This window comes from Mameliella sp. AT18 (assembly GCF_028807275.1).
In the GTDB taxonomy this organism is placed as follows: Bacteria; Pseudomonadota; Alphaproteobacteria; order Rhodobacterales; family Rhodobacteraceae; genus Antarctobacter; species Antarctobacter albus.
Genome location: NZ_JARAMO010000277.1, coordinates 1 through 16,742, shown reverse-complemented (window position 1 = coordinate 16,742; position 16,742 = coordinate 1). Strand labels below are relative to the sequence as shown.

Sequence of the window (16,742 nt, the reverse complement as noted above, 5' to 3'; positions counted from 1 at the left end):
CAGGAAACCGCGATGTTCAACCGCTCGGCCCTGGAAAACATCCGCTATGGGCGGGCAGAGGCGACGGACGAAGAGGTCTTCGAGGCCGCGCGGAGGGCCTCGGCGCATGACTTCATCCTCGATTTGACGGACCACAGGGGCAACCGGGGCTATGCCGCGCGGCTGGGTGAACGGGGGGTGAAGCTCTCGGGTGGGCAACGGCAGCGGATCGCGCTGGCCCGCGCCATCCTCAAGGATGCGCCGGTGCTGGTGCTGGACGAGGCGACCAGCGCGCTGGACAGCGAGATCGAGGCGGAAATCCAGGACGCGCTGGGCGAAGTCATGCGCGGCAAGACCGTTCTGGCCATCGCGCACCGGCTGTCCACCATCGCCCAGATGGACCGGATCCTGGTGCTGGACCAAGGCCGTATCGTCGAGGAAGGCAGCCACGAGGTGCTTTTGGCGCAGGGCGGGCTCTATGCGCGTTACTGGGAGCGTCAGTCGGGCGGTTTCATCGGGGCCGAGGCGGCCGAGTAGCTCCGGGCGCTGGCCTGTTTGGCGTGCCGGGGCTATTGGGTATTTGTTCCAAGAAGAAGCAGCAGGGGGTCGCGCATGTCGGATGGCGCGCAGGAAGTGACCATTGAACGTCTGGGCCATCACGGCGACGGGATCGCGCCGGGCCCGATCTATGTGCCGGGTGTCCTGCCGGGCGAGGTGGTCACGGGAGAGGTGGCCAATTCGGTCATGGCGGCGCCGCGCATCGTGACGCCCTCGGATCAGCGGGTGTCACCGCCCTGTCGGCATGCGAAATCCTGCGGCGGCTGCCAGTTGCAACATGCCGCCGACTGTTTTGTCACCGGCTGGAAGGAAGACGTGGTGCGCCGCGCGCTGGAGGCGCAGGGGCTGGCCTGCCCGATGCGCGAGACGGTGACCTCGCCCGCGCGGTCGCGGCGGCGGGCGGCGTTTTCGGTTCGGCGGACCAAGAAGGGCGCGCTGGCGGGCTTTCACCAGAAGGCCTCGGACGTGATTGTCGCGGTGCCGGACTGTCAACTGGTGACGCCCGCGCTGTCGGCGGCACTGCCAATGGTGGAGCGGCTGGCTATGGCTGGGGCCTCCCGCAAGGGAGAAATGTCCGTTCTGGTGACGGAGAGCCTGTCGGGGCTGGACGTCATGGTGAAGGGTGGCAAGCCGGTGGACGATGCGCTGCGGGTGGAGCTGGCCAATATCGCGCAGGGTGAAGGGTTGGCCCGTTTGGCCTGGGGGGACGAGGTGCTGACCCTGCGCCCGCCGCACCAGCAATTCGGCACGGCCCTGGTGACACCGCCGCCGGGGGCCTTTCTGCAGGCGACAGCGACCGGGCAGGAGGCGCTGCTGGCCGGTGTGCTGGAGGCGCTGGCGGGGGCAAGGCACGTTGCCGACCTGTTCGCCGGGTGCGGCACCTTTGCCCTGCCGCTGGCGGAATTGGCCCGGGTTCACGCGGTCGAGGGGGACCGGGCGATGACCGCCGCGCTGGACAAGGGCTGGCGCCAGGGGCAGGGGCTGCGGCATGTCACGACGGAAGCGCGCGACCTGTTCCGCAATCCGCTGTTGCCCGACGAGTTGAAACGCTTTGACGGCGCCGTCATCGACCCGCCGCGCGCCGGGGCCGAGGCGCAGGTGGCAGAGCTGGCGCGGGCGCGGGTGCCGCGCATCGCCCATGTGTCGTGCAACCCCGTCACCTTTGCACGCGACTGTGCGCGGCTGGTGGCGGCGGGCTATCGCCTCGACTGGTTGCAGGTGGTTGACCAGTTTCGCTGGTCCACCCATGTGGAACTGGTCGCCGCATTGCAGCTGGAGAGTTGAACCCATGAATTTTCGCGCCCGCGTCGGGGCCATCGTCGATGCGCCCCGCGTGCAGAATGCCATCATCGCCGTCATCATCCTGAACGCCGTGGTCCTGGGCATGGAGACCTCGGAGGTCCTGATGGGCCGGTACGGAGCGCTGATCATCGCCCTGGACAAGTTCTGCCTTGTGGTCTTCGTCGTCGAGATCGCGGCAAAGCTGCTGGCCCGGGGGGCCGGGTTCTTTCGCAGCGGCTGGAGCGTCTTCGACTTCCTGATCGTCGGCATCGCGCTGGTGCCGGGCGGTCAGGGGCTTTCGGTGCTGCGGGCCTTGCGCATCCTGCGGGTGCTTAGGGTGATTTCCGTGGCGCCGCGCCTGCGCCGGGTGGTCGAGGGATTCGTGACCGCGCTGCCGGGCATGGGCAGCGTCTTCTTGCTGATGGCGATCATCTTCTACATCGGCAGCGTCATGGCGACAAAACTCTTTGGCGACAGTTTCCCCGAATGGTTCGGCGACCTCGGCCTGTCGGCCTATTCGCTGTTCCAGATCATGACGCTGGAAAGCTGGTCGATGGGAATCGTGCGCCCGGTGATGGAGGTCTATCCCTATGCCTGGGTGTTCTTCGTCCCCTTCATCATGGTCACGACCTTTGCCGTGGTGAACCTGCTGGTGGGTCTGATCGTGAACTCGATGCAGGATGCCCACCACGAGGAGGATACGATTGCCACCGATGCCTACCGCGACGAGGTCATCGCCCGGCTGGAAGCAATCGAGCGGCGCCTGGCCGAACGGCAGGGCGATGGCGAAATCGTGAGCTACGCAAAACAGGGCGACTGAGATACACTGCCGAAAAACGAAACGAGGCAGTGAAATGACGATTCTCAGGTTGGCCCTACTGGCGATGCTGGGTCTGACGGTGGCGGGATGCGGCAAGTTTCCCACCTACAACGGACCGGCGGTGACCCATGTTCTTGTGAACAAGGGCGAACGCAAAATGTACCTCATCCACCATGACGAGGTGCTGGAATCCTACGACATCGGTCTGGGATTCGCGCCGAACGGCGACAAGAAGATCGAGGGCGACGGCAAGACGCCCGAAGGCAGCTACATCATCGACCGTCGCAATCCGAACAGTCAGTTCTACCTGTCGATCGGCGTGTCCTATCCCAATCCCGAGGACCGGGCCGAGGCCAAGGATCTGGGCAAGAGCCCGGGGGGCGACATCTTTATCCACGGCCGCCCGTGGAAGTACCGCAAGGGCGGACAGGACTGGACGGCTGGCTGTATCGCCGTGACCAACCGCGAAATGCGCCAAGTCTATTCGATGGTTAAGAACGGCACGCCGATCACGATCACGCCCTGAAACGGGATGGACAGAGGCCCCGGGTCAGGCCCGGGACGGGGTCAGCTGGCGGCAGGGGGGGTTGCGCTGGGGGTCGGGCCGGCATTTCCCGGGGCGCCCAGAACCATCGTCCACCAGATCTTGCCGTTGGGTTCCTGGTGCCAGGCAAAGCCGAGGTCGCGTGCCGAGGGGTCCAGGATCACGGTGCGCGTGCTGTCCTGTTGCATCCAGGCGGCCAGGGTTTCCAGCTCGGATTCGTAGGTTTCGGACAGGGTTTCGCCCACCAGGCTGCCCTGGTAGCCGACGCGGCGCACGCGGTCGATCGGCGAGGAGCCGTCGGAGCCGAAGTGCCAGGGCCGGTTCTGAACCGACATGTCGCGGGCATGGGTTTCGGCGGCGGCGTTCAGCTTGGAATCCAGTTGCAGTTCCGGGGCGCCGGCGCTCTTGCGCAGGGCGTTGACCGAATCGAGCATACGGTACTGGATGCGGCCGCGCCCGACCGAGGAGATGCGATAGACCTGAGGCAGCGGCTTGCCGTCCGGACCCAGCCGGGTTTCGGTGTTTCCGGTGGGGGTCGTGGTGCAGGCTGCCGCGGCGGCGGAGGCGGACAGGGCGATAAAGGCGCGACGGTTCATCTGGCTGCTCTTGGACTCTTCGTTTGACCCTGCCTTAGCGAAGGACGCGTTGCCGATCAAACCCACATCGGCGTGAGTCGGCATATTGACAGGTGTTTGAATTGCGACTGAGGCATTCGAGCCATATTATGTCGCGATAGGATACAGATCCCCGAGGACAATGCAGCATGACGAAACCGGCAGGAAGACCCTTTGACCGCCGCGCGTTCCTCGCCGGCGGAGCGGCGCTGATCGGCACACCCGCACTGGCGCAGAACGTGAACGACGGCACCACAGAGATCGAGCGCAACGTGACGAACGTCGTGCGCCGCAACATCTCGAGCTTTCGGACCCTGGAGTGGAAGGACTACTTCAGCAACCTCAACAAGGGCGCGATCCTGGTCGACATCTCGTCGCGGGCGCTGCACTTCTGGCGCGAGGACGGCAGCTATTACCTGTACCCGTCGTCGGTCCCCCTGACAGAGGACCTGACCCGGCGCGGCCGCACCCGGGTGGTGCTGAAGGACCCCGAGCCCGATTGGCGTCCGACGCCGGCGATGAAGCGGCGCAACCCTGAGTGGCCCGACTATGTCGGACCCGGACCGGACAACCCGCTGGGCACCCGCGCCTTGCACCTGAGCTGGACGTACTACCGGATTCACGGCACCCACGACACCCGCAAGATCGGGCGCCGTTCGTCCAACGGATGCATCGGCCTGTACAACGAACATATCGAACAACTGTACGAGATGGCCTACGTCGGAACGCAGGTGTTGCTAATTTGACGACATGGGGGCGGACCGCAAAATCGGGCGCCCAAGAACCAATTGCAAAGCCTCTGAATTACTGCTTAGACAGGGATACGAGGTAAGTCTTGGGTGCCTGTCGTGTGTTCAATAGTGGCCACGGTAGGCGAATATCTGGAGAAGAAACATGAAGAAACTCGCTCTCGCAGCCGTTTTCGCTGGCGCAGCCACCACCGCATTCGCTGGTTCGTACAAGTCGTACGCCAAGGATGAAGTGGTCATGGAGCCCGTCGTGGTCGTGGAAGAAACCCAAGAGGCATCGTCCTCCGCTGGTCTCCTGATCCCGCTGCTGCTCATCGCGATCATCGCAGCTGTTGCCGCCGACTAATCGTCGACGGTCGCAAGATCATGCAAAAAGGCGGTGCGACGGCACCGCCTTTTTCATTTCCTGGGCCAGGCATCGCGCGGCCCTTTTCCGGTTTTCACTAACGAAACCGTGAGCTTGGCCGGGTCAGGAGACCCAGCCGCACAGGTTCTCCTCGATCAGTTGCGACAGGGCGTCGATATGCGCCGGGTCGTCGTTGAGGCAGGGGATATAGGTGAACTTCTCGCCGCCCGCCTCTTCAAAGCTCTCCTTGATCTCTTCGTTGATCTCTTCGAGCGTCTCGATGCAGTCGGCCGAGAAGGCCGGGGCACAGACGGCGATGTGTTTCTTGCCGTCTTCTTTCGCCAGCCGGGCGACCTCGTCCACCGTGTAGGGTTTCAGCCATTCCTCGGGGCCGAATCGACTCTGGAACGTGGTGGTGATCTCGGTCTTGTCCCACCCCAGCCGCTCGCGCAGCAGGCGAGTCGTCTTCTGGCACTGGCAGTGGTAGGGGTCGCCTTCCAGCAGGTAGCGTTTCGGCACACCGTGGTAGGAACAGACCAGGATGTCCGGGCGTGTTTCGGCCTGCGCATAGGCGCGTTCGATCGACTGGGCCAGCGCCTCGATATACTTCGGGTGGCCAAAGTAGGGATCGACGATGCGCGCGGTCGGCTGCCATTTCTCCTGCATCAGCGCGCGAAAGAACTGATCGTTCGCGGTGGCGGACGTGGCACCAGCGTAATGCGGATACAGCGGGAAAAACAGGATCTTGTGGCAACCTGCCTCGACCATCTCGCGCACCTTGGACTGGGTCGAGGGGTTGCCGTAGCGCATGCAGAAATCGACATGCACCTGGTCGCCGTAGCGGTCGGCCATCTTGCGGGCGATGGCGGCGGTCTGGTCCTTGGTGATGGTCATCAGCGGGCTTTCCCCCGCCTCCTCGTTCCAGATCGACTTGTAGGCCTCGCCCGAGCTGAAGGGGCGCTTGGTCAGGATGATGAGTTGCAGCAGCGGCTGCCATTTCCACTTGGGATAGTCGATCACCCGCTGGTCCGAGAGGAACTCGTTCAGGTAACGGCGCATCGACCAGTAATCGTAGTTGTCCGGGGTGCCGAGGTTGGCCAGCAGCACGCCGACGCGCTCACGCGGCAGGCTGGGATGGTCGTCGGGGGCATGGGCCGGACGTTTGGCGGAAGTGGTGGCGTCAAGCATGATGTCTGTCCCGTGATCACGCGTTTGGCTGGATGTATCGTCGTTTTGCAATGCGTCAATCTTTCAAAGGCGTTTCCGAGGTATTCAATGCATCGGCCAGGCGCTGCGCGGCGGACCCGGGGCGCAAGGGCTGCGGTTGCGAGGCGTCCGGCGCCCATCCGGTCAGGGTGATGATCTCGAAGGTGGCCGGAACCCGTCCGTCCGGCAGGGTGAATTCGCGGGCATAGATCTCGGCCGCGCGCAGCAGGACGGCGCGCCGAGTGGGATGCCGCAACCGGCCCTCCAGGGCATTGCCTTCTCCCATTGCGCGCAGTTCATGCATCAGGTGCAGCGGCGAGGCGTAGCTGGCGGTCAACGGCGCGGAATCCGCCACCGGCAGGGCCAGCCCCGCGCGTTGCAGCAGGGCACCCAGGTCGCGGATTTCGCCCATCGGGGCGACGCGGGGCGACAGCCCGCCCGTGACCTCCGTCTCCGCCTGGGCCAGCGCGGCGCGCAGCTCGTGCAGGGTCTGCCCGCCCAAAGTCAGCACCAGGCACAGCCCGTCGGGGCGCAGCGCGCGGCGGCACTGGATCAGCTGGCCCACCGGGTCGTCGGCCCAGTGCAGGCACAGCGCGTGGATCACCAGGTCATGCGCGCCCTCGTCGAGATCCAGCACCTCGGTGTCGGGGATGCATGTCGCCCGGGGGAAATGCGGCTGCCAGACCTGCGGGAAAGGCGTGATCACGGCGATGTCCGTAAACCCCTTGTTAACCATCGCGAGACGATCCTGCGCGTCGTCGCGCGCGGCTTCGTGCAGGAACAGCGCGTCCTCGCGTGCGCGGGCGCGATGCAGGGTCAGGGCGTGCCGGTCGGTGAGACGGGGAGGATTGGGCATATGTTGGCTCATAGGCTGTGGTCGACGGGGATGCAAACCCTGGTGCAGATGGTCTATCCGCCGCGCTGCCTGGCCTGCGGCGGGCTGGTGGAGACGGATTTCGGCCTGTGCGGGACCTGCTGGCGCGATACGCCGTTCATATCCGGACTGTCCTGCGATCTATGCGGTGTGCCCCTGCCGGGCCAGTCCGACCGGGCGGAACATTGCGACGATTGCCTCACCATCGCGCGACCCTGGAGCCAGGGGCGCGCCGCGCTGGTCTACCGTGACCGGGGGCGGCGAATGGTGTTGGCGTTGAAACATGGCGACCGCCACGACATCGCGCGCCCGGCGGCGAAATGGATGGCGCGGGTCACGCGCGGGCTGATCCGGGACAACATGCTGGCCGTGCCGGTGCCCCTGCACGTCAATCGCCACCTGAAACGGCGCTACAACCAGTCCGCGCTGCTGGCAGAGGCGCTGGCGCGGGACCTGGGGCTGGACTGGTGCCCCGACGCGCTGGAACGGGTCAGGGCCACGCCCAGTCTCGAAGGCAAAAGCCGCGAGGAGCGGTTCAGCGTGCTTTCCGGCATGATCCGCGTGCCGGATCGGCACAGCCCGATGATAGCGGGGCGGCCGGTGCTGATCGTCGATGACGTCATGACCAGCGGCGCCACGCTGGCCGCAGCGTCAGAGGCCTGCTTTGCAGCCGGCGCAACAGAGGTTTGTGTCAGCGTACTGGCGCGCGCGGCCAAAGACGCATAAATCCATGACCATACGCACGAACGATCTGGAGGACCGAGATGCAACCGGTCGAGATGTATTATTCGCCGCTCTGCGGCTACTGCCACGCGGCCAAGCGCCTGCTGGACAGCAAGGGTGTCGACTATGCCGGCATCAACGTGCTGGAAGAGCCGAACCGCCGGTCCGAGATGATGGACCGCGCGCATGGCCGCCACACCGTGCCGCAGATCTTCATCGGCGAGACCCATGTCGGCGGCTTCGATGACCTTGCCGCGCTGGAAAGGCAGGGCAAGCTGGACGCGCTGCTGGCGGGCTGATGCGGGCCGCGCTGTTGCAGATGACCTCGTCGGACGATCCGGCGCAAAACCTGGCCACGATGCGGGGGATGCTGGGCCGTGCGCGGGACGAAGGCGCGCAGATCGCGCTGACGCCCGAGGTCTGCAATTGCGTCTCGATGGACCGTGGCCACCAGGCAGAGGTGCTGCGTCCCGAGGATGCGGACGAAGTGCTGGCCGGTCTGCGGGCTGCGGCGGCAGAGCTTGGGATCTGGGTGCTGGCCGGGTCACTTGCGCTGAAGGCGGAACCGCCCGAGACGCGGTTCGTGAACCGATCCTTCCTGATCTCTCCCGAGGGTGAGATCGCCGCGCGCTACGACAAGATGCACATGTTCGACGTGCAGGTCTCCGAGACGGAGACCTACCGTGAATCCTCGGGCTATGCGCCGGGTGGACGGGCCGTCCTTGCGGACACGCCCTTGGGCACCTTTGGCCTCAGCATCTGCTACGATGTGCGCTTTGCCTATCTCTACCGCGCACTGGCGCAGGCGGGGGCGCAGGTTCTGACCGTGCCGGCGGCCTTTTCGCCCGGGACCGGCCCGATGCACTGGCAGCCGCTTTTGCAGGCCCGCGCGATAGAGACGGGCTGTTACGTCCTGGCCCCGGCCCAGACGGGCCAGCACGCGGCCAGGGCGGGCCGGTCGCGCAAGACATATGGTCATTCGATGGTGATCTCTCCCTGGGGTGAGGTGCTGTTGGACGCGGGTACGGATCCGGGGGTTTTCTGCGTCGATCTCGACATGGGGGCGGTCGACGAGGCGCGGCGCAAGGTGCCGGCCCTGAGCCATGACCGCCAATTCGAGGGTCCGGCATGAGCGACGCCAGCGGCCTTGCCATCTCGCTTTTCTCGGAACTGCTGACGGCGGATCAGTTGTTGCGCGCGCGGTTGACCAAGGTGCTGCCGAACCGCATGGAAATCTCGCATTTCTCGGTGCTCAACCACCTTGCCCGGGGCGGAGAGAAGACCCCGGCACAACTGGCGCGGGCCTTCCACGTCACCCGTGGCGCGATGACCAACACGCTGTCGAAACTGGAAATCGCCGGCTACGTCCACATCCGGCCGGACTGGGACGATGCCCGGCGCAAACTGGTCTCCATCTCACCCGCGGGCCGGTCGGCGCGCGAGGCGGCGCTGGCCGCGATCACGCCCCTGATTGAGGAGATGCTGGGCGACCTGGGCGAGGACCGCGTGCGTGCCGCGCTGCCCGTGCTGCGCGAGTTGCGGCTGCGGCTGGAAGAGTGAGGGGGCTCTGCCCCCGTCTCGGCAAGCCGAGCCTCCCCCGAGGTATTTTAAAAACCAAAGAAGCCGGGCCGCGTGTTCAGGCCGGGTTCAGCGCAGCAGTGACGTAGTTCACGCTGAGGTCGCGGTCCGACACGCTCCAGGCCCAGCTGACCGGGTTGAAGACGAATCCCTTTCTGTCCACCGGCTCCAGCCCGGCCTGGCGCATCAGCTCGTAGAGCTCGTCCGGCGTGATGAACTTGGCCCATTCATGGGTGCCCTTGGGCAGCCACCGCATGACGTATTCCGCCCCCACGATCGCCACCGCGAAACTCTTGGGGTTGCGGTTGATGGTCGAACAGATGTGCAGCCCGCCGGGCTTCAGCAATTGCCGGCAGGCGGTCAGGTAGGCCAGCGGGTCGGCGACGTGTTCCACCACCTCCATGTTCAGCACCACGTCGAACCTTTCGCCTGCCTCGGCCATCGCCTCGGCGGTGGTAAAGCGATAATCGATCTGCAGGCCGGATTGCGCCGCGTGGGTCCGGGCCACGGGGATGTTGCGCTCGGCCGCATCGACGCCGACCACATCGGCCCCCAGCCGGGCCATCGGTTCGGACAACAATCCGCCGCCACAGCCAATGTCCATGATGCGCAGGCCCGCGAAGGGCTGCGGCCCGGTCAGGTCGCGGTCGAATTCCGCCGCGATCTGGCTGGTGATATAGTCCAGCCGCACCGGATTCATCATGTGCAGCGGCTTGAACTTGCCATGCGGATCCCACCATTCGGCGGCCATCGCTTCGAACTTGGCGATCTCGGATGCGTCCACGGTGGTCGTCATGAATTTCCTCATGGTCTTTTGCCCTTGAGGCGCAATATAGGTAGGGCATGGACAAAATCCCGGGCCAAAAGCGCGCAGTGCAGTATCTCTATCCGGCGATCGACCCGTTCGACCAGCGTATGCTGGACGTCGGCGACGGGCACCGGATCTACGTCGAGCAATGCGGCAACCCCGAGGGCCAGCCCGTCATCGTGCTGCATGGCGGCCCCGGCGGCGGCTGCAGCCCGGCGATGCGGCGCTATTTCGATCCCCGGCACTATCGCGTCATCCTGTTCGACCAGCGTGGCTGCGGACGCTCGCGGCCCCATGCCAGCGTGGTGGCCAATACCACCTGGGATCTGGTCTCTGACATCGAACGCATCCGCGCCGAGCTGGAGATCGATCGCGCCGTCGTATTTGGCGGCAGCTGGGGTGCGACGCTGGCGCTGATCTATGCCATCAGCCACCCCGAGGCGGTGTCCCAGCTGGTGTTGCGCGGCGTCTTCCTGATGACCCGGACAGAGCTGGACTGGTTCTATGGCGGCGGCGCCGGGCAGTTCTGGCCCGAGCCCTGGGCGCGTTTCGCCGACATGATTCCCGAGGATGAGCGGGACGACCTGATCGGCGCCTATCACAAGCGCCTGTTCAGCGGCGACCTGCGGACGGAAACGCGCTTTGCGCAGGCCTGGTCGTCCTGGGAAAACGCGCTGGCCTCCGTCTATTCCAACGGGATGGGCGGCGAGGCGCCCGGCGAATACGCCCGTGCCTTTGCCCGGCTCGAGAATCACTATTTCATTAATGCGGGTTTCCTGGACGAGGACGGCTGGATCCTGAACAACATCGGCCGGCTGGCCGATGTGCCGGGGGTCATCGTGCAGGGCCGCTATGACATGATCTGCCCGCCGCGCCGCGCCTGGGACCTGGCGCAGGCCTGGCCGGGGGCCGACCTGCGGATGATCCGGAACGCGGGCCATGCGCTGTCGGAACCCGGGATCAGCGCCGAATTGGTGCGCGTAATGGACGATCTGGCCAGCCTGAGGGACTGAAACGGTCCAGACACAGGGTTTACACACCGATTTCAGGCGCTAACGTAGTTATAACGAAAACAAGAAAACGACAGGGATCTTGAATCCGGTAATCAAAATCATACTCCAGCGTCTTGCGCTGGGCCTTTTGACTCTGTTCATCGTATCCATCGTCATCTTTGCGGCGGTGAACATGCTGCCGGGGGATTTCGCCGAGGCGATCTTGGGGCAGGGGGCCACACCCGAGGCCGTGGCGGCCATCCGCCGGGATCTCGGGCTCGATCAGGACCCGGTGACGCGCTACCTTCAATGGCTGGCAGGTGCGTTGCAGGGCGATCTGGGCAACTCCTTTGCCCAGGCGAATTTCGCCAGCTTCGTCGGTGACGACTCGGGTGTGCGGACCACCGTGGCCCAGCAGATCGCGCCGCGCTTCGCCAACACGATGTTCCTTGCCGGTGTCACTGCCGCCATCGCGGTGCCCTTTGCGGTGACGCTGGGCGTGCTGGCGGCGCTCTATCGGAACTCGGTCTTCGACAAGGTGGCGAACATCTCGACCCTGACCTCGATTTCCAGCCCCGAGTTCTTTCTGGCCTATGTGCTGATCCTCTTCCTGGCGGTGCTGAATCCGCTGCTGCCGTCCCTGTCCAACATCTACGCGGACATGGGCTTTGCCGAACGGTTGCAGAAGACGCTGTTGCCGGCGTTGACCCTGACACTGGTGGTGACCGCGCACATGATGCGGATGACCCGCGCGGCGATCATCAACCTGCTGGCCAGCCCCTATATCGAGATGGCGCGCCTGAAAGGCATCAAGCCGATGCGCGTTATCGTGCACCATGCGCTGCCCAACGCGCTGGCGCCGATCATCAACGTGATCGCGCTGAACCTTGCCTATCTCATCACGGGCGTCGTGGTGGTCGAGGTGGTCTTTGTCTATCCCGGCATCGGCCAGTTGTTCGTGGACAGCGTCAAGATCCGTGACATCCCGGTGGTGCAGGCCTGCTGCCTGATCTTTGCCGCCGCCTATATCCTGCTGAACCTGACGGCCGACATCCTGTCGATCCTGTCCAACCCGCGGCTGAGGCATCCGAAATGAGCACCGTACTCTGGAGTCTCGGCGCCATCGTTGTCTTGCTGGCGGGTGGCTGGATCATGCGCCTGGCCGGTCAGACCCTGACAGGAAACAAGCCTTTCTTCCGCGACATGCCGCTGGCGGTGGCCTTTGGCTACGTTCTGGGGGCGGCGCTGCTGCTGTTCGGCATCTGGTACTATTTCCAGCCCGCCGTGACAGCCGATGGCGTGCCCGTGGCCTCTGTCCAGTTCTTCCGCTGGGCGGTGCAGGGCGTGCTGATCGGCGCGGCGGCGGCCTTTGTCTTTCGCCTGATCGGGCGCACCCTGGGCACCGCGGGCAGCCGCAAGATGTTCCGGCAGATGCCGCTGACCGCCGCCTTCGGCGTGCTGGTCATCCTGATCTATGCGCTGCTCGCGATCTTTGCGCCGGCGCTGGCGCCGCACGGGCAGGAAGAGGTGTTCGGCCAGGCCAATATCGTCCCCGGTGGCAACCCGGCGCTGGGCGGCAACCCGGATTTCCCGCTGGGCACCGACCAGATCGGCCGGGACATCCTGTCCCGCCTGATCTACGGCGCCCAGAACACCGTGGGCATCGCCTTTGCGACCACGCTGCTGGCCTTCGTTCTGGGCGGCACCTTCGGGTTTCTTGCCGCCACCCTGCGCGGCTGGATGGACCAGGTCCTGAGCCGCATGGTCGACGTGCTGATGGCGATCCCCTCGCTGATCTTCTCGCTCTTGCTGATCACCGTGGCCTCGGCCTGGGTGTCCGGTTTTGGCCTGACGGTGGCGATGGTGGTCATCATCGCGGTGATCGATTCGACGCGGGTGTTCCGGCTGGCGCGTGCCGTGGGCATGAACATCGTCGTGATGGATTACATCGAGGCGGCCAAGCTGCGCGGCGAGGGCCTGCCCTATCTCATCTTCCGCGAGATCCTGCCCAACGCGACCGCGCCCCTGCTGGCCGAATTTGGCCTGCGGTTCTGTTTCGTCTTCCTGACGATCTCCGCGCTGTCCTTCCTGGGCCTGGGTATCCAGCCGCCGCTGGCGGACTGGGGCACGATGGTCAAGGATCTCTCGGCCTTCATCAACTACGCCAGTTTCGCGCCGCTTGCGGCCAGCGTGCCGCTGCTGGCCGCCGGCGCCATCGCGCTGCTGACCGTGGCCGTGAACTTCGTCGTCGACTGGATGCTGAACCGCTCTTCGGGGCTGAAGGATTGAGCCATGTCTGACTTCCTTGTCGAAATGCGCGACGTTCGGATCGAGGGCCGCTCGGACGAGACCTGGATGCCGATCATCAACGGCGTCGACCTGACCCTGAAAAAGGGCGAGGTTCTGGGACTGATCGGTGAATCCGGGGCCGGGAAATCCACGCTTGGTCTTGCCGCGATGGGGTTCTGCCGCGACGGCGTGCGCATCTCGGGCGGCAGCGTGATGTTCGACGGCATCGACCTGCTGGCCGCCAGCGCCGAGCAGAAACGCCAGTTGCTGGGCAAGCGCATCGCCTATGTCGCGCAATCCGCCGCCGCCAGCTTCAACCCGGCGCACAAGCTGATCGACCAGCACACGGAGGCGCCGGTGCAGCACAGCGTGTCGGGCAAGGCCGACAGCGCCGCCGACGGCATCGAGCTGTATCGCAAGCTGCGCCTGCCCAACCCGGAAGAGATCGGCTTTCGCTATCCGCACCAGGTCTCTGGCGGCCAGTTGCAGCGGGCGATGACCGCGATGGCGATGGCCTGCCGTCCGGACCTGATCATCTTTGACGAGCCGACCACCGCGCTGGACGTGACCACCCAGATCGAGGTGCTGGCCAGCATCCGGCAGATCGTCGAGGAATTCGACACCGCCGCGATCTACATCACGCATGACCTGGCCGTGGTTGCGCAGATGGCGGACCGCATCAAGGTGCTGCTCAAGGGCGACGAGGTCGAAGAGGCCGAGACGCGCACAATGCTGAGCGCGCCGACGCAGGACTACACAAAAAGCCTCTGGGCCGTACGCGCGTTTGAACGCCCCGAGAAACCGCCCGTTGCCACCGACGCGACGCCAGTGATTTCCGTTCAGGGCGTGACGGCAGCCTATGGCACGGTGGATGTGCTGAAAAACGTCAGTTTCGACATCCACGCGGGCCGCACCGTGGCGGTGGTGGGCGAATCCGGTTCCGGCAAATCGACCACCGCGCGCTGCATCACCGGGCTTCTGCCGCCGCGTCTCGGCATCATCGAGCTGGACGGTGAACCGCTGCCCCTGGACTATCGCAAACGCAGCAAGGACCAGCTGCGCCAGGTCCAGATGATCTACCAGATGGCGGATACGGCGCTGAACCCGCGCAAGTCCATCGGCGAGATCATCGGCCGCCCGGTCGAATTCTACATGGGCCTGCGCGGCGCCGCCAAGCGCAAGCGCGTGGCAGAGCTGATGGACCAGATCGAGCTGCCCGCCGAGCAATACATCGACCGCCTGCCCTCGGAACTGTCGGGCGGTCAGAAACAGCGCATCGGCATCGCCCGTGCCCTGGCGGCAGAACCGAAATTCATCATCTGCGACGAGGTCACCAGCGCGCTGGACCAGCTGGTCGCCGAGGGTATTCTCAAGCTGCTGGCGCGGCTGCAGGACGAACTGGGCCTGAGCTACATGTTCATCACCCATGATCTGGCCACCGTGCGCGCCATCGCGGACGAGGTCGTGGTGATGAAGGACGGGCTGGTGGTCGAACAGGGGCCGAAACGCGACATGTTCAAGCCGCCACACCACGCCTACACCGACCTGCTGCTGTCCTCCGTCCCTGAGATGGATCCGGATTGGCTGACAAATCTGCTGAAAGAACGCGGAGTTGATAACATTGGCGATGCCGCCGTTGATAAAATGTCGTAGGAATCGCCAAAAAGCGACAAACCTGTCCGAAAACGAACCGGGACGGGCAATGACCAAGGGAGACTGACATGACCAGAATTAGCAGACGCGGACTTCTGACAACCGGCGCCGCTGCCGGTGTCCTTGCCGCCAGCGGCCTGCCGCTGCGCGCCCAGGCCAAGCGGGGCGGCCGCCTGCGCGCCGCTCTGTCGGGGGCCAACACCTCTGACAGCTGGGATGCCCGCACGCATTCCGACCTGTTCATGATCGCTTCGGCCCAGGGCTCGGTCTTTGACAACCTCACCGAGGTCGGCGCCGATGGCACGCTCAAGGGTGAATTGGCCACCTCCTGGGAGGCGTCCCCGGACGCCAAGACCTGGACCTTCAACCTGCGCCAAGGCGTGACCTTCCACAACGGCAAGGCCTTTGGCGCGGACGACGTGATCGCCTCGTTGCAGATGCATGTCGCAGAGGGTGCGAAATCGGCGGCCAAGCCGATCATCGAATCCATCGTCGAGATGAAGAAGATCACCGACCACCAGGTGCAGTTCACGCTGGAGGCCGGCAACGCCGACTTCCCCTACCTGCTGTCGGACTATCACCTGCTGATGTACCCTGCGGGCCAGATCGAAGAGGCCATCGCCAAGGGCATCGGCACCGGCCTTTACAAGGTCCAGAGCTTCGAGCCGGGCGTGCGCATGGTCGCGACGCGGGTCGACAGCCACTACAAGGACGGCGACGCCGGCTTCTTCGACGAGATCGAATATATCGCCGTCAACGACAACACCGCGCGGATGAACGCCCTGCTGACCGGGCAGGTCGACGCGATCAACCGCATCGACCTCAAGACCGAGGCGCTGCTCAAGGCGAACCCGATGGTGCGCATCCAGGAAGTGTCCTGCAACCAGCAGTACACCTTCCCGATGCTGACCAATGTCGCGCCCTTCAACGACGTGAACGTGCGCCGGGCGCTGAAATTCGCCATCAACCGCCAGGAGATGGTCGACAAGATCCTGCTGGGCCACGGTCGCGTGGGCAACGACACGCCCATCGGCCCCGCCAACCAGTATTTCGCCGCCGACATGGAGCAGAACAGCTACGACCCGGACAAGGCCAAGTTCTACCTCAAGGAGGCGGGCCTGTCCTCGCTGGACATCGACCTGTCGGCCTCCAGCGCGGCCTTCGAGGGCGCCGTCGATGCGGCACAGCTGTATCAGGCCTCGGCCAAGTCGGCTGGCATCAACATCAACGTGGTGCAGGAACCGGCAGATGGCTACTGGTCGAACGTCTGGCTGAAAAAGCCCTTCTGTGCCTGCTACTGGTCGGGCCGCGCCACCGAGGACTGGATGTTCTCCAGCGCCTACGAGGAAGGTGTGCCGTGGAACGACACCCAGTGGGGCCGCGAGGACAGCGAGCGCTTCCAGGACCTGCTGGTCGAGGCCCGCGCCGAACTGGACCCGACCAAGCGCCGCGAGATGTACACCGAAATGCAGCAGATCCTGCGCACCGATGGCGGCGTGGTCCTGCCGATGTTCGCCAATTACGTGCAGGCGGTGTCCAACAAGATCGCCAACCCGGAAAAGGTGGGCAACCTCTGGCAGATGGACAACGCCCGCATGGCCGAGCGCTGGTGGACGGCCTGAGCGCGACCTCGTCCCGGGACTAGCCCAAACGAAACGCCCCGCCGGATGTGCGGGGCGTTTTGCATTTCGGGGGCGGCCCCGGCTTCTTTGGTTTGAAAAATACCTC

19 protein-coding genes are annotated in these 16,742 nt (G+C 65.0%); 15 read left to right on the top strand and 4 right to left on the bottom strand.

All coding sequences use genetic code 11. The annotated features are described in order from the left end of the window. The 4 genes from PVW46_RS22710 to PVW46_RS22695 form a co-directional block, all read left to right on the top strand. Positions 1-516: ATP-binding cassette domain-containing protein (locus PVW46_RS22710; protein ID WP_274577770.1), on the top strand; the 516-nt coding region annotated here is incomplete at its 5' end. A 75-nt stretch (positions 517-591) separates the two neighbouring features. Further along, positions 592-1,821, top strand: a complete 1,230-nt coding sequence (locus PVW46_RS22705; protein ID WP_069211147.1) for a class I SAM-dependent RNA methyltransferase — start codon at positions 592-594, stop codon at positions 1,819-1,821. Positions 1,822-1,825: 4 nt separating this feature from the next. Then, on the top strand, positions 1,826-2,638 hold the full coding sequence (locus PVW46_RS22700) for an ion transporter (protein ID WP_069211146.1): 813 nt from the start codon (positions 1,826-1,828) through the stop codon (positions 2,636-2,638). A 34-nt stretch (positions 2,639-2,672) separates the two neighbouring features. Then, positions 2,673-3,164: a L,D-transpeptidase family protein gene (locus PVW46_RS22695; RefSeq protein WP_069211145.1), complete on the top strand. Its 492-nt coding sequence runs from the start codon at positions 2,673-2,675 to the stop codon at positions 3,162-3,164. A 41-nt stretch (positions 3,165-3,205) separates the two neighbouring features. Here the strand turns inward: PVW46_RS22695 and dalA are convergent, their stop codons facing one another. Next, on the bottom strand, positions 3,206-3,778 hold the full coding sequence (gene dalA, locus PVW46_RS22690; protein ID WP_274577767.1) for a divisome-associated lipoprotein DalA: 573 nt from the start codon (positions 3,776-3,778) through the stop codon (positions 3,206-3,208). A gap of 167 nt (positions 3,779-3,945) precedes the next feature. Between dalA and PVW46_RS22685 the strand changes: the two genes are divergently transcribed. Then, positions 3,946-4,542 carry a L,D-transpeptidase gene (locus PVW46_RS22685; protein ID WP_043142768.1) on the top strand — a complete coding sequence of 199 codons (597 nt, stop codon included), beginning with the start codon at positions 3,946-3,948 and terminating at the stop codon, positions 4,540-4,542. Between the two features lie 148 nt (positions 4,543-4,690). After that, on the top strand, positions 4,691-4,891 hold the full coding sequence (locus PVW46_RS22680) for a hypothetical protein (RefSeq protein ID WP_043142766.1): 201 nt from the start codon (positions 4,691-4,693) through the stop codon (positions 4,889-4,891). Positions 4,892-5,014: 123 nt separating this feature from the next. On the opposite strand, the gene hemH is transcribed toward PVW46_RS22680, so the two are convergent. Continuing rightward, complete coding sequence (gene hemH / locus PVW46_RS22675; RefSeq protein WP_069209779.1) at positions 5,015-6,079, bottom strand: ferrochelatase; 1,065 nt, start codon at positions 6,077-6,079, stop codon at positions 5,015-5,017. Between the two features lie 55 nt (positions 6,080-6,134). Continuing rightward, the gene (locus PVW46_RS22670; RefSeq protein ID WP_069209773.1) at positions 6,135-6,953 is read right to left on the bottom strand and encodes a methyltransferase domain-containing protein; all 819 of its coding nucleotides are present in this window, start codon (positions 6,951-6,953) and stop codon (positions 6,135-6,137) included. On the opposite strand from PVW46_RS22670, the gene PVW46_RS22665 reads away from it, so the two are divergent. From PVW46_RS22665 to PVW46_RS22650, 4 genes are read left to right on the top strand one after another with little or no spacing between them, the layout of a single operon-like run. Next, positions 6,954-7,697 (top strand): ComF family protein, encoded by a 744-nt coding sequence (locus PVW46_RS22665; protein WP_274577761.1) that lies wholly within the window; start codon positions 6,954-6,956, stop codon positions 7,695-7,697. A gap of 38 nt (positions 7,698-7,735) precedes the next feature. Beyond that, entirely contained in the window at positions 7,736-7,993 is a 258-nt protein-coding gene (grxC, locus tag PVW46_RS22660; RefSeq protein WP_043142761.1) for a glutaredoxin 3, read from the top strand. Further along, positions 7,993-8,826: a carbon-nitrogen hydrolase family protein gene (locus PVW46_RS22655; RefSeq protein WP_069209772.1), complete on the top strand. Its 834-nt coding sequence runs from the start codon at positions 7,993-7,995 to the stop codon at positions 8,824-8,826. Before grxC ends, PVW46_RS22655 begins: the two co-directional genes overlap by 1 nt. After that, on the top strand, positions 8,823-9,254 hold the full coding sequence (locus PVW46_RS22650; RefSeq protein WP_069209771.1) for a MarR family winged helix-turn-helix transcriptional regulator: 432 nt from the start codon (positions 8,823-8,825) through the stop codon (positions 9,252-9,254). Before PVW46_RS22655 ends, PVW46_RS22650 begins: the two co-directional genes overlap by 4 nt. 76 nt (positions 9,255-9,330) lie before the next feature. On the opposite strand, the gene ubiG is transcribed toward PVW46_RS22650, so the two are convergent. After that, positions 9,331-10,068, bottom strand: a complete 738-nt coding sequence (ubiG, locus tag PVW46_RS22645) for a bifunctional 2-polyprenyl-6-hydroxyphenol methylase/3-demethylubiquinol 3-O-methyltransferase UbiG (RefSeq protein WP_069209770.1) — start codon at positions 10,066-10,068, stop codon at positions 9,331-9,333. Positions 10,069-10,115: 47 nt separating this feature from the next. On the opposite strand from ubiG, the gene pip reads away from it, so the two are divergent. From pip to PVW46_RS22620, 5 genes are all read left to right on the top strand, one after another. Next, the gene (gene pip, locus PVW46_RS22640; protein WP_043142749.1) at positions 10,116-11,093 is read left to right on the top strand and encodes a prolyl aminopeptidase; all 978 of its coding nucleotides are present in this window, start codon (positions 10,116-10,118) and stop codon (positions 11,091-11,093) included. A 79-nt stretch (positions 11,094-11,172) separates the two neighbouring features. Next, positions 11,173-12,168 (top strand): ABC transporter permease, encoded by a 996-nt coding sequence (locus tag PVW46_RS22635; RefSeq protein WP_043142746.1) that lies wholly within the window; start codon positions 11,173-11,175, stop codon positions 12,166-12,168. Further along, positions 12,165-13,361 (top strand): ABC transporter permease, encoded by a 1,197-nt coding sequence (locus PVW46_RS22630; RefSeq protein ID WP_069209769.1) that lies wholly within the window; start codon positions 12,165-12,167, stop codon positions 13,359-13,361. Before PVW46_RS22635 ends, PVW46_RS22630 begins: the two co-directional genes overlap by 4 nt. 3 nt (positions 13,362-13,364) lie before the next feature. Continuing rightward, positions 13,365-15,014 carry an ABC transporter ATP-binding protein gene (locus PVW46_RS22625; RefSeq protein WP_069209768.1) on the top strand — a complete coding sequence of 550 codons (1,650 nt, stop codon included), beginning with the start codon at positions 13,365-13,367 and terminating at the stop codon, positions 15,012-15,014. A gap of 68 nt (positions 15,015-15,082) precedes the next feature. Beyond that, positions 15,083-16,636 (top strand): ABC transporter substrate-binding protein, encoded by a 1,554-nt coding sequence (locus tag PVW46_RS22620; protein ID WP_069209767.1) that lies wholly within the window; start codon positions 15,083-15,085, stop codon positions 16,634-16,636. Positions 16,637-16,742 lie beyond the last annotated feature (106 nt).